Source organism: Holdemania sp. 1001302B_160321_E10 (assembly GCF_015552275.1).
Lineage (GTDB): Bacteria > Bacillota_I > Bacilli_A > Erysipelotrichales > Erysipelotrichaceae > Holdemania.
The window spans coordinates 23,611-37,744 of the sequence record NZ_JADNEM010000015.1 but is presented as its reverse complement, the minus strand read 5'-3'; the positions used below and the strand labels follow the sequence as shown (position 1 = coordinate 37,744).

The following is a 14,134-nucleotide window of genomic DNA, read 5'->3' as shown; positions in this document are numbered from 1 at the left end:
CTTACTCTTCAGCATTTCGCAATAATGACGGGGTTGAAAAAGCAGCGCACTGAATTGCGAATGAAGCAATAATTAAAATACGATACGTATAAAAATAATGCATAAATGAATGATTCCGCAAAACAAGAATCCAAACTAAGGGGACACATACGAAACAGGCCATTATCAGTATTTTCTTAAAGAATACCCGTTGATCGTGAATCAGTAAAGCGACGATTGAAGGAATTTTCGTTATTAATGGAATATAGAATAAAAGAGCATAGGGTAAACGCTGCAGCAATTCCAGATTTTTTTCTAATACCATGGAATAGGTTAGTTCCAAATTCTTCACTTCATCGTTAGTACGCAGAATAATCTGTTGGATCGCATCCAGATAAATATTTTCATGAAGAACCAGCGTAGCTACAGTCCACTTCCCCACCCACATCAAGGCATAACCACCGATCCAGGCGCAGGTGATCGCCGCAAAAGTCATCAAAGATTCTAAAATAGTCGTTTTCTTTTTACCGCTGAATAACAAGAGAACCGCCGGAATTCCAAACGTAATCAGAGGATAAGTCAACAGGTCAAAGTAATTGGTCACCACTCCGATAATGAAAAAGAAATAAATCGCATTTTTTCTTTGATCCAGTTTCTCTCGAAAATGAAATAATAGAATCGTCGCAATCAATGTGATATACACAATAAACGAATACTGCAAGCAATAGGCCGTAGCGACAGGCATTAAAAAGACAAAAGCAACTAATAAGGGGATCACTAGCTTCCTGCCGCCCTGCTCCGCCATTGTTTTTACAGCCAGGCCTAACAAAAGAATTTGTAAAAATAGGTTTAAGATACGAAAGTCGAGATAGGTCATCGAAGACAATGCCAGCTTTAGCGGCAGCAGGTATCCATGCCAATATCGTGCATAGGCATAGACCTCTTTCCCTTCTGTCTTTTCTTCAACAAGATCCAGAAAGCTTTGTTGCATCGTTTGACCCTCGTTGAAATAGTGATGCGCTGCCACAGCATTAACAAAGTTACTTTGATCACTCTCATAAATCATCGTGTTCATCATTAGAGCATCTGTATATAAATCCAGCATGGTGGCATCATCGTTTTCGATAACCCTGAAATAGTCCGACTCCATTTCCTTTTCAAAAACTTCCAAGTTCTCTGTAAGATTTTCTTTTACTGGCTGAACAGGAAGTGAAAAAGCGATAGTGTTCAGAGCCAAACCGCTCACTATCGCTATCAATAAAATCAAAATCAGATTTCTTATCATTTTTAACGTGTTCATGCCTGCCATTATAGAGTTTCTGAGTATTCGAGTCAAATTAAGATTTTCTAAACTTTTTTGAATTCCTCAGCGAAAGCAATATTAGAATCATTAAAGAACCCAGCGAAATTATTGCACCTACTTTTAAATATGGGATTTCATAGCGAAATTCCAGATGATAATTACCACTTCCTAAGCGTAGTCCGATAAATCCTAAATTCACTTTCTCATATGGCACCTTCTCGCCGTTCACATAAACTTTCCAACCTTTGTCATAAGGAATGGATGTAAATATATATCGTTCATCATTCAAATTAATATCTGCCGCTATATAATCCCTATCAAATAAAACATTTTCAAATTTTTCCTGTTGTGTCTGTTGATACCATTGGTCATAACTTCCATCATTCGGCTCAAAGTAAACATCCATAAAAGCGGCAACACCTGAATAATTTTCACCTTCAACTACAATTCTATTCACTTCCATATTATCGTCGATTCTTAAGTCGACATAATTATATTGACTATACGGATAAACTTTTAAAAGTTCGTTATCATTATATAATGATATGATTATTTCGGTTACACCATAATTAACAACATATAAATTCCCGTTTGAAATCGGATCTTCTAGAACTAATTCTCTTGTACTGCACTCTGGCAATTGTCCCAAAAATATAAAATTATCATTTAATTCATATTCAAAATTAGTGCTTTCCTCAGTAACGAGATAATCAAGCATAATTCGATCTTTCAACAAAACAGGCAAGGAATCAAAAAACTCTTTATTAATTGTTTTATCATAAGTTTTACCAAGTTCTAAGAAATATGGATTTTTATAAATTGAAAATCCTGTATCTTTATCTTTATAAAGTAATTCATAATCATCAGGAATCTGACTTTCATAGTCATAAGTAATCCAATACTTAGCAGACATTAAATTATAAATTTTATTTCTCCCCATAGCTTCAGATACAAACCAATTTGGACTAGTCCTATTATAATAATCAGATGTCTCTGTATTATAAATTGTATTGTAAAAAGAAAAACCTGGATAATTTTTTGAAAATGGTTCATTGGGAGTTGTAATAACAAACGCCCCTGGCGCTCCAGGGATTTGATATGATTCTGAACCATATAGAATACGGTAATATCCGTGATCAATACGCTTAATATACTCTATAGCCTCAGTTGACTGTTCTGGTTGCTCAAAAAAAGTATGGTCAATTCCATAATTATAAGCAACAAATATCCTTCCTGATGCAATTGCCTCCAAAGTCAAAATCGTTAGTAAGAACCAAGTTCTCTTTTTTCTTGAATTATAGTAAACAACATAACACATCATAAAAATAATCATCAACGTCGACACCATGCCTACTTCAATCATTTGTTTTCTAGGCCAATAGTGATGATGAAGCATATTCAATAATAAGACAGCAATCACGCTACTAGAAATCATAAAGGAAAAAATCAACTTCCTCGAATTCAATCTCTTATCTTCTAATTCTTCATTAATTTCAATAAGAGCCAGCGCATCAACAAACAAAAACATATAAAGCCATCGAGTATCTATAGAGCGTTGCAATAGATACCACCCATATTGAAAATTAAGTAATAGAAGTAACATGCAATAACTAATAACTAAGCTGTTCCTTTTGCATTTATCTTTTAAGCAGAACACTAAAGGAAGTAAGAGTGGTGTAATAATAAAGGCAAATAAGCTACAACCTCCGCCCCACCCTATAAATTCATGCGTATGTTCCGGAATAAGATAACTGGCATTAAATCTTTCAAATACAGGTGTAAACAAAGTGCTGAAAAAATACACAATTTCATTGATTCCAATTGTATCAAAATAACTAATTTCATTAGTCATAAATCGATTATTTTGCATAACGAGAAATCCGCATGGAAGCAAGATTACAGCACTTAAGCAAATTCCCAGTAAAATAATTCCTACAAACTTTAATCCGACTTTAATCATTAACTTGAAATTAAAGCCTAATTGATTCACGTTGACATACCGAATTAAAGCGTAAACACAAAGGAAGGGAAGAAACATATATAAAAAATAATAATTTATAATTCCTAAAATTCCGATGCAACACGTTAAAGCCACATACTTATTATTTTTCAAATATTCTTCAGTCAATCCTAAAATTAAAGGATATAAAATAAATGCATCTAAAAACATATTGTATGCATAATAAAAGAATACCCAGCCTGAAAAAGTTATAATAAAGCTCGCGATTATCTTTGAACTTTTATTTCCAGTGATTTTACTTGCCCAATAATAAGTACTTATAAATAGCAGAAATATTTTTAAACTATTTAAATTTAACATCAAATACTGCATACCTTCTCTAGGAAAAAACAAGGTTATATAGAAAAACGGACTTGTTAGAAAATAATAAACATACGCCATTATATTTCCGCCAACACCTAAAGACCAATCAAATTGAGATAAAGTACCAGCGTGAATTTTTTCCCACCCCCCTAGATAGAATTGATACATCTGTTCAACAGAATCACCAGGAAAGATATACACTCCTTTATTCTCAACATAGCAACCTAAAAAAATTAGAACAAGAATGATAATTACTAACAAAAAAAGTCCAAATGTTTTTAAAGAATAAATGTTTTCTTTAGATTTCATAAACTTAACATCTCCTAAATAACATTAATCCATGAGTTATGGTCCCCCTTATTAACTCTAAAACCATACTTTCTACTCAAGATAACATATTAAATTCGTACAGCTCTGGATTGTTAGGATAAAAGCTACGATAACGATCACTAATTTCTTTTCGAACTTCGTTTGGAACTTGTTCTATCCTTTGATAAATATTGATATGCACATCATTGTCTAAATCATATTCTCTGATTATACGATAATACGGACCAGACTCTTCAGAATTCAGCATAAATTCTGCTAATATACTGACACATTTCTGATTTTCTTCTCCAAACTGAAGTTGAATGGGATCTGCAACTACAATATAGTAATACTGAAAAAAATCAGCAGGTATTCCATCACGATAATCATAGGCGTCAGCAACCAATAAATTTGCAACCCCTTCATTCTTCTCTGGAAAAAAGGCATTTCTTAACATATCATCGTTAAATAATACAGAATTAGATAAAACGTATACGTATTCATATTCATTAGGCGTCTTATCTAAAAATTCTGCCATATTTCGGATTTGATCAAGATCATTACGGATTCTCAAATCAGGAAAAGGCGCTGATATCAACACATTTAATTTATCTAAGAATGCATCAACTTTAGGATTTTTACCAAATACCACTGTTTTTGAAAAATTTATACAAATTAAGCAGGCAGAAGCCGTAAGAAGTACAGCACTCTTCTTATCAGATAAACAATCAAGAACCTTCTTTAAACCGAAAATCATCAGAATCATCACAGGGCCATTAATAATGTAATAATGATGAGATCCAAAGCTTTGTACTCGATTAAATAAAATGACAGCAACTAATGTTTGGATAACACATAAACAAGTAATTAGACGATGTTCTTTCGATTTAATCCCATAAAAGAAGCCGATGATTAGCAAAATGATTAAAAGCCAACCATAAAATTGAATGAACCATCCAATAACGTAAGCAGCCCCGCCAACCTTTGCTACAGAATATGCTTCAGCATAGTTATAAGTTGTGATTGTTTTAAATAAAGGGAAGAATAAAGTTAATAGTATGGTTAATGGAATGATACCGCAAACAAGCATATTCAAAAATTGTACTTTTATTTTTGACTTCGTAAGAGAGTGCGCAGACCTTTCCTTTATTAAATATGCTAAAGTATAAGCAATATAGAAACCTACAATCCAATAAGCAAACCATCGTCTAACTAATAATAGAATTATCATAGATATCCCAATAAAGACATTATTTTTCCAGTCAAATGTATCTAAGCCGCCTGCATAAACTAATAGCAAGATACTGGTAATAAAAGGTAAACCTGCGCTGCCGATATATCCGAAAACCATGGAATATAAATTACCCGCAAAGGTAGTGATAAATAATCCCATGAAAGCTTTTTTCAGCATTGATTGTTTATCTCCTAAAACCATCAAGCTAAAAATATACAATATTAAATTAGCAGGAAGCACAAAACTATTAAACATAGCTAAAATAAACCGCGGATAAGAGCTTCCTAATAACTGCGTAGGCAGATATAAGAACCATTCGGGTAAATATGAGTATTCTGAATAGTTCAAAGAAAACCAAAGGTTATCCATGGCTTCTTTTACACTTCGGTCCATCATCTGATTAAATTCAACTGATTTCCGCCAAAAGCCGCCAAAATCCCAATAGGCAATAAACTGTTCTTGTCGCAAGTGAAGAAATAACATAACATTAATCATTACGAAATTAAATAAAAGAAACAGCAAAATAGATTTTTTATTAGTTTTTACTGTTTCCCTGATTTTATCATTATGCCATAAAACAACAGCGATCAGTATTAAGAGAATTGGATATACACTGCCCACAAGATATTTCATAATTTCACCTCAATAAGTCTTTTCTTATTTTATCCTTTAACCTAATGTTATGCAAGTTTCTAAAATAAGCTCTAGAAAATTAAAGTTTAGTCGAAACAAAAGTAGTTATACTATATAATATATTATAGCTTGTTTTTATGGGAGGATATCATGGACTTAACTACTGATTTTCAAGAATTAGTTTCGCAGAATTTAGATTATGAGTTCTTAAGAAACAAAACACTTCTTATAACCGGGGCAACAGGAATGCTTGGGCGATATTTAACAGAATACTTTATTTATTTAAATGCAGTGAAAAATCTAAATTTAAGGATACTGCTTATTGTTCGAAATTTAAAAAAAGTTGAATTATTGTTTGGTGATAAATTAAATAAAAATATTCATTGTTTAGTTTCAGAGTTAAACACACCTTTAAGAACAGAAGAAAAAATCAATTATATCATTCACGCTGCATCATTGGCAGATCCTCAGTATTACAAAACTAATCCAGTTGATGTTGCACTGCCCAATATCTTGGGTACTTATTATCTTCTTGAATTAGCTCGCAAGAAAAAAATTGAACATTTTTTATATTTTTCAAGCGCTGAAGTTTATGGTAAAATTTCTAATTCACAGCTTATTACAGAAAACACATTGGGTACAATTGATCCGTTAGATATCCGCAGTTGTTATAGCGAAAGCAAACGGATGGGTGAAACTCTTTGCAAATCATATTATGAACAATATCAAGTCCCTGTTACTTGCCTAAGAATCTTTCATACTTACGGTCCAACATTAGATTATCATCATGATCAACGCGTATTTAGTGAATTTGTTAAATCTGTAATTGAAAATAACCAGATTGTTATGAAATCAACCGGAGAAGCAAAACGAGCTTTTTGTTATGTACTAGACCTGGTTTCTGCTTGTCTTACTTTATTGTCTCACGGACTTCCCGGAGAAGCCTATAATATGGCAAATGATGAATGTTTCGTTTCTATCAAAGAACTAGCACAAGAAATAATCAAAGCTTTTCCAGATAGAAATATTAGCTTTTATAAGGAAAACCGTGAGATAAATTCCTCTTATATTGAAAATAAGGTAACTACCTACATAAATGTATCTACTCAAAAGCTGAGAGCTTTAGGATGGAAACCTACTATTTCCATTCAGGATGGTTTCCGACGCACAATAGATATGATTGAAGATGAATTAGCCCACAGAAGATAAAAAGCAGATTACAAGTTCTGCTTTTTTACTTTCTTTTGAATTTTCTCGGCTATAACTAAAATAATCAGTAAAAGAACACCGGTTAAACTTGCCACCATTCCCATCTTAAAACCTTGTGGGCTAAAAATCATATGAATTTCACTATACCCCTTCGGAACAGAAAACCCAATCATGCCTCCATTCACTGAATAATATTGAATTTTTTCTCCGTTAATTTCAATATTCCAGCCTGCATCATAAGGAATAGGTATTGATACAAACTCTGAATCGGAAGAATTAATTCCTGCATAGATCTGGTTTGATTGACGATTAATATAGGTACATTCTACATTTCCTGATAAATTAATTAAATTTTCCAACTGATCAAGATCTTCTTCATGACATATTACAGTATTTAATATCTCTTCGCTTTGAATATTTTCATGATTCAGCGTTATAATACTATGATAAGTTCGGACAAAATTTTGATAATGCAGATTTTCAAATATTAAAAGATAGTTAAATTCCCCTACCTGTTTAAAATCCTTATGAGGAAGTTGTGAAATATCTGTAACCACCGCATACTTTGTGCATAAAAAATCTATCAGATAGGGATCTTTAATCTCATAAGACCATGGTAAATATGACTCAATATCAGCAATCTGATTCATATCTACAATTGAAGAAGATACAGTGGAATCATATGTCATCAATCCCATAACATTAAAATTTAAATTTAAATTCGTAGAATAATCCCAATAAACAGCACTAGGATCAATATAAATACGATAGAATTGTTCGCTATTTTTCTCATCTAATGTTAAAAGATATTGATTCAAATCGTTGCGATTCTGTAGTACATGAGTAACGCCTTGAATTGTTTCTTTTGTAAATTGCCGATAATAACTGTTAGAATACACTGACATATAAGCAACAAATAATACCTCAAAGAAAGTGAAAATGATAAATATCCATTTTTTTCCTTTTAACAAGACAAAATAACCTATCCATAAAAAGGGTAAAGTAATTAATATTAAACTATACTCGCGGCTATATTTTTGAAAAGGGATATTATTCAAAATTCCTAATAAAGGCGTTCCAAATAGAAGTATCAATGATATAAATAAAACAGACATGAACAAACATTTTCTATTAATAAGTTTATTTTCATCTAAATAAGGCAGAATCAAAGTGAGATTGACAAACAGAGAGAATTGAAACCAACGAAAAGCTGGTTCACTAAAACCATGCATGATTGAAGAACCAAATGGTATTATCATGAATAATAAATTAACCAATAAAAAGACTATAGTATTTTTATTCTTTTCTTTTTTTGCAAATACTTGCGGAATCAATAGAGAACAAAATGATCCTGCCCAAAGGCATACATATAATACAGTATTATTATCAGAAACATAAGTATAGATTGAAGAAAATTCATTGGTGCGATTGATGATAATACTTGATGGAAAAAACAAACCAGATAAGATATAAAAATATGTCTTTATACTATCATAGATTAAAAAAGCAGAAGAATTTCCAATTCTTTGATTCGTAAGGATATTAAAAAACTCAGGAATTAATGCAAATCCAGCGAGTAAAACAGCGATAATATAAGCGCCAATTAAAGGGATTGCTTCTTTAAAAAAGCCTTTTAACGTATTATGCAAACATGAATACCTGTACATAAAATAGACAACACTGAAAATACTAAGAGAATAAAAGTGATAGTAATTTGTAATAGCCAAAAATGCAGTAATTAAGATATATCCTATTTTCTTTTTCTCAATTAAATACCGATCTATTGCCAGAAAATATAGTGGGATAAAAATATAAAATGACAGGAAAAATGGATCTTTTAACGCTTCTAATGAATACGAAGAAAACGCAAATAGCAATGAACCAATAATGCTTGTAGAACTGGAATAATGATGATATTGACAATAGCGATAAAAACAAAACCCTGCAATTCCCAATTTCACAAAAGTCTGTAACATAATAACTCGATTATAATCAAAATTAGGGAAAATCAATAATGATAAATAATCAAATATATCATGATAATAGAAAAGTTTACTTCCCCAGAAATTATTACCCAGGAATGCAGACCAAGAATAAAATGGAAGTGAACCTGTATTTTTCATTTCTAAGAACATCGTTTTAAGATTTTCATAGAAAGAACTATATTGGGTCCGCATATCCCATCCCAGCATAAATGGCGTATCTGTAAGAATATATGGAAGTATGATGCTGCCCGCTAAGCAAGAAAGGAGAATAATTAATAAAATCCAAGGCCGCTTTCTAAATACTTTGCTCATTTTTATATCTCCTACTATTTCTGATTTTTAATTTTTCATAAACAATTAATGCAACATACCCCATAATTCCAATCAAAGATATTATTGCTCCTTGTTTAAAGCCTACAGGTGTAAAATACATTTCAATTTGATTATTACCCGCTTCAACTCCAAATCCAACAAAACCACCATTAACAGAATATGTTTTTACATTTTGACCGTTTACAAAGACTTTCCATCCTTTGTCATAAGGTAGTGATAAGACAAGAAAACTTGACTCATCTGTGTTGCAGGTACTTGTAAGATAATTTCCCTGATGAGCTATGTTTTCAAGTTCAACAGAATGATTAGAATTCATCATGTTCTGAATTTCCATTAAATCGCTCGATTCACATGCAACGATATCTGATAAATGAGTAATTAATTTTGTAGATTCAATCTCTTCATAAGTAATTATCTGATTATAAGTAGTTCCCAAGGAGCGGTAATCATCATTTCTATAAACTAATAATCCGGATCTATAATTATCAGTTAATAAACGCCAGCTCAGTCCTTCAGGCAATTCTGAAGGATTGGTGACAATTGCATATTTTACACTTAAAAATTGAAGTATATCCGGATTTTTAATATTAAAAATCCATTCAGAATCATAGTCTTTCACTTCTGGAGCAATTTCTTTCATTTTGTTAAAACTTGGTGCATATGTTGAATCATAAGTCATTGTTCCTTGTAATTGAACCATTAAACTCATGTTATGACTAAAATTCCAATAGATTGACTCTAAAGGAATATAAGTTCTATAATACTGTAGTGAATTAACAGGTTCAATATTCTCTAAAAAATAATTTAATTCATGATCTTTATCCTGTAGAACATGCGTAGCAGACTTAATAAAATCATAAGTTATTCCTTCACTGCGCATCCGAGAATAATATAAAGTAAATCCTGAAATGGAATATTCAATACACAACACCGTTAAGAACCATATATAAGATTTTTTATTTAATAAAAGCCACGTATTTATAACCACAAAAATAATAGCAGATAAAAACAGCAATATTTGATTTCTATAAGCAGATATTGTATTTCCTTTTGAAAGGATCACAGTCAACGGAATAACTGCAATTAATACAAAGATCGAAATACCCATTGTTATCTTTAAATTTTTAGTATTTAATTGATTGATATTTTCCAAATAATGACACACAGTTAAAATTTGAACAAGGATTAATATCATTGTCCATCGAAAAGTTGGATCACTAAAACCATGAGCCATTGAACTTAAAAATGGGAATATCAAAAATAAATTCAAAATTATATAGAATATTAAAGTTGCTTTTCTGAATTTTTTATCTTTATCCGAAAAAATTTGCGGTAGCAAAACAGCGGTTAAAGTTCCGCTATATAAACATAGCTCTCTAGTTGTATGGGCAGTAGTTTCAAAAACGTTAGTTCGATAAATATAGATATAATTCGGTACTAACCGAGCACATAATTCGTGAAGATAAATACTTGGTTGTTCAAAAAACAGTTTCAAAGAAAATTGACCAACACGGTCATTTTGAAGAATATATGCCATTGTCGGCAATGTTAACACACCGGTCATAAAAACACCTAGCAAATAACAACCAATTAAAACTAGGGTATCTTTTATAAAATTTTTAAAATTATCTTTTAACAAGCTATAGCGGTAGATATAATAAATTGGAGTAAAGAAAGATAGTGTATAAAAGAAATAAAAATTTGTGAATAACAAAATCATGCAAATAAAAGGAAACATCAGCTTTTTTCCTTTTCGTAAATATAATTCTATGGACGCAAAATATAATGGCATCCAACAATAGAACGAAAGAAAAGATAATTGCCCGCTATAAAAAATTGCCCAAGAGCTAAATGTATAAGCAATAGAACCAATTAATTTAACTTTAGAATTAAATTTATAGCATCCTAGCAAATAATACATTGTCCATCCTGAAACTAAAAATTTTATTACTTCTAATACTTGAGCAACGTCAAAAAAATTTAAAGGGATTAACAAACCTATATAACTAAATATATCCCCCATCAAGTAGTAACTTTTAGAAGCAAAGAAATTATTGCCTAAAAATAAATTCCATGAGTAAAAAGGTAATTGTTTTGTTTCAAAAAACTGTATTATCAGATTCTTAAATTCAGTATAAAACTCAAACCATTGTGGTTTTATATCAGTCCCGTATGTCAATGGCATATTATTAATTAAGTAGGGTGAGAATATAATAAAGCTTATTAAAATTATAATTGCACTTAATAATACTAATTTATTCCTTTTACTTAACATATTTTTACGCTCCTCCAAATATTGATTCAAAGTTCATTCATCCTTAGCCAAATGAACATAATTATTAAAGATATTATTGTAATTGCAATACCTAGTTTTAATCCCCTTGGAATATATATCGCTTTGATATCATGAAATCCCTCATCTAAGTGAAGTGTACTATAAATACCTAAACTTTCATAGCTATTAACTTTATTACCATCAACATAAAATCTCCAATTTTGATCATATGGTATTTGTAAAATTAAATTTGATGGCTCTTTAACCTCGATATGCCCCGCAATATAACCATTCTTTTTATTCTCTATCATCAAAGTATTATTATTAATCAAACTTGTAAAAGCTTCCTCAAAAACATCCATATCCTGATAAAACAAATTTACAGACTGAATATCCAGTTGTTCTTCCTCTAGTTTCAATTTCAAAGTAACTATCTCATCTTTCTCATACTCCCCTAAACGAATCATTTGATGTTGTCCATAAGTGAAATAATCACAAAGATATTCATCATTTATAAACAGCTTTACTTTTCTCTCATCATTGGACGTTAAATAAATGAAAACTGGTCCTTTTTTTGGCATTGCAAACTGATATTCAAGAAAAGGATCTTCACCGTTCACAGTATAATTAAAATAATCACCGTTCTGAATAATGTCATTTTTGATAATACTAAATTCCAGACTTTTAATAATTTCTAAATTTTCATTATTACTAAGAACTTTCCAGATATTATTTTGATTTGATAGCCACGAAAAATCGACAGGATAATATAAATGTACAGGCCCAGAAGTCAAAAAACCAAAAGGCAAGGTAAAATCATTTAAATATAGAGTGGAATCACCATAAGTATTTAACGCAGTATATCCCATGCTAATTTTTTGCTCAGTCAAAATATACTTAATCCCTAGTAATGAATCATTCGCATACGTTGTCCCACTATTATAATAAGTCCAATTATCTTCTGTGCATAACCCTAATTGAGAATATAAATAGCTACGCACAAAAGGAGCTTCTGCCGAGCTGTTATGAGATAAACCAGAATAATTTAAAAGCATAGGATCATTCTGTGTTCTTTGAAAAGTCTTTTCAAATCTATAAAAACCACTATCTTTTTTTCTAATACTTTTTATGATTGGCTCTACCTTATCAACGTAAGTTTTATACTCATTTAAAGATAAATGCGGTATTTCCTTCAAACTAAAATAACCATTTACAGTAAGTTCTAATACTAAAACTACCAACAATGTTCCTTTAGCTTTTATATTTTTTAGAAGATACAAAATTATAAAAGAAATAAAAATAAGGCTGGCTAAAAATTTATAAATATTTAGATAACTAAAATTGCCCATATAACCAATTAAAATAAATAAACTTAGCATGCCTGCACTTAAGAGAACAATTCTTTTATTATTGCCTTCGAAAGTTATATTCAATCCTTTATGACCAATTAATAATACAAAAAAAGTAAATATAAAACTATAGCGATAAGGAAACCAATTTGGCTTACTGAAGCCATGCCAAATCAAATTAACAGGTTCGAAGATAAAGGAAACTAAAAATAACAACAATATTAGGAAGCATCCTGTTTTTTCTTTTTTATCAATCCTCTTATTAAGGAAATAAAAAACAAAGCTTAATAAACCGATATAACTACAATAAATGTTAGGCTTTCCAGACATAGCTTCATTAAAATTATAACTGCCTAATATTAATTTACTAAATAAATCCCTTAACGTTAAGTTAGCTTGCCACTGCATACTTGATAGATCAAATAATCCTTTTGTCGTTTCCAGTGAATACTTTACAGGAATCAGCAAAACCGCTGCCAACCCACCTGAAATAATCGATGCAAAGCAAAAATTAATAAAAACTTTGCTGGATCGTAGTGACCGAGTCTCCTCTTTGAAATAAAAACAATAGAAAAAATAAATAACAGAAAAAATACAAAGCATGTAGCCTATATAATAATTAGTAAAGATGCTTGCCGACAAACTGAAAATGTAAAAAAGCGGAGATTTTCCAACCATAATTTTTTCAATTCCCATAGCAATTAAAGGCAAGAGTATGATTCCATCTAGCCAAATTACATTACTATAATTAGCGATAACAAAAGCCATCAATGCGTAAGCGGTTGAAAAAATTAACGAAGTATATCCATTATTTTTTAGAAAAAGATTAAATGTATATCCTGCCGAGCCTATTTTTAAAATAATTATAAGCGTCAACGCGATAGGCAAATTGCTTGTAGAAAAAAACAGAGCAATAAGGTTAAAAGGACTCATCAGGTAATATGAAACTAAGCCTATCATATCTCCGCCTAATGTTTTTGAGAAAGAATAAAAGAGAGTCGTAGGATCTCTGAAAATTTCTTTTAAATAACTGAAAAACGAAATATATTGAGAATCTAAATCAAGGCTCACTATCGTTTGCTCACCAAAGGGCCATAATTTAACTGTATAAAGGATTAATAAAAAGCAAAATATTGGAATAAGCAAAGAAAGTAAACGTATTTTTAGCTTTTCAAAATTTATCTTATTCATGTTTCACCATT

At 30.8% G+C, this 14,134-nt stretch carries 7 protein-coding genes; 1 reads left to right on the top strand and 6 read right to left on the bottom strand.

Features of this window, described 5'->3' with window-relative positions:
- Position 1: 1 nt before the first annotated feature.
- The 3 genes from I2D94_RS10370 to I2D94_RS10360 all read right to left on the bottom strand — a co-directional run bounded on the left by I2D94_RS10370 (position 2) and on the right by I2D94_RS10360 (position 5,781).
- Positions 2-1,288, bottom strand: a complete 1,287-nt coding sequence (locus I2D94_RS10370) for a hypothetical protein (protein WP_195396792.1) — start codon at positions 1,286-1,288, stop codon at positions 2-4.
- Positions 1,289-1,316: 28 nt separating this feature from the next.
- Entirely contained in the window at positions 1,317-3,914 is a 2,598-nt protein-coding gene (locus I2D94_RS10365; RefSeq protein WP_195396789.1) for a YfhO family protein, read from the bottom strand.
- A gap of 76 nt (positions 3,915-3,990) precedes the next feature.
- Positions 3,991-5,781: a hypothetical protein gene (locus I2D94_RS10360; protein ID WP_195396787.1), complete on the bottom strand. Its 1,791-nt coding sequence runs from the start codon at positions 5,779-5,781 to the stop codon at positions 3,991-3,993.
- A gap of 150 nt (positions 5,782-5,931) precedes the next feature.
- On the opposite strand from I2D94_RS10360, the gene I2D94_RS10355 reads away from it, so the two are divergent.
- Positions 5,932-6,990 (top strand): NAD(P)-dependent oxidoreductase, encoded by a 1,059-nt coding sequence (locus tag I2D94_RS10355; RefSeq protein ID WP_195396785.1) that lies wholly within the window; start codon positions 5,932-5,934, stop codon positions 6,988-6,990.
- Positions 6,991-6,998: 8 nt separating this feature from the next.
- Here the strand turns inward: I2D94_RS10355 and I2D94_RS10350 are convergent, their stop codons facing one another.
- The 3 genes from I2D94_RS10350 to I2D94_RS10340 are packed head-to-tail and all read right to left on the bottom strand — an operon-like array spanning position 6,999 to position 14,123.
- Positions 6,999-9,287, bottom strand: coding sequence for a YfhO family protein (locus I2D94_RS10350; RefSeq protein ID WP_195396782.1), 2,289 nt, complete (start codon positions 9,285-9,287; stop codon positions 6,999-7,001).
- Positions 9,271-11,613, bottom strand: coding sequence for a YfhO family protein (locus I2D94_RS10345; RefSeq protein WP_195396780.1), 2,343 nt, complete (start codon positions 11,611-11,613; stop codon positions 9,271-9,273). Before I2D94_RS10345 ends, I2D94_RS10350 begins: the two co-directional genes overlap by 17 nt.
- Positions 11,610-14,123, bottom strand: coding sequence for a YfhO family protein (locus I2D94_RS10340; protein WP_195396778.1), 2,514 nt, complete (start codon positions 14,121-14,123; stop codon positions 11,610-11,612). The genes I2D94_RS10345 and I2D94_RS10340 overlap by 4 nt, the downstream gene beginning before the upstream one ends.
- Positions 14,124-14,134: the final 11 nt, after the last annotated feature.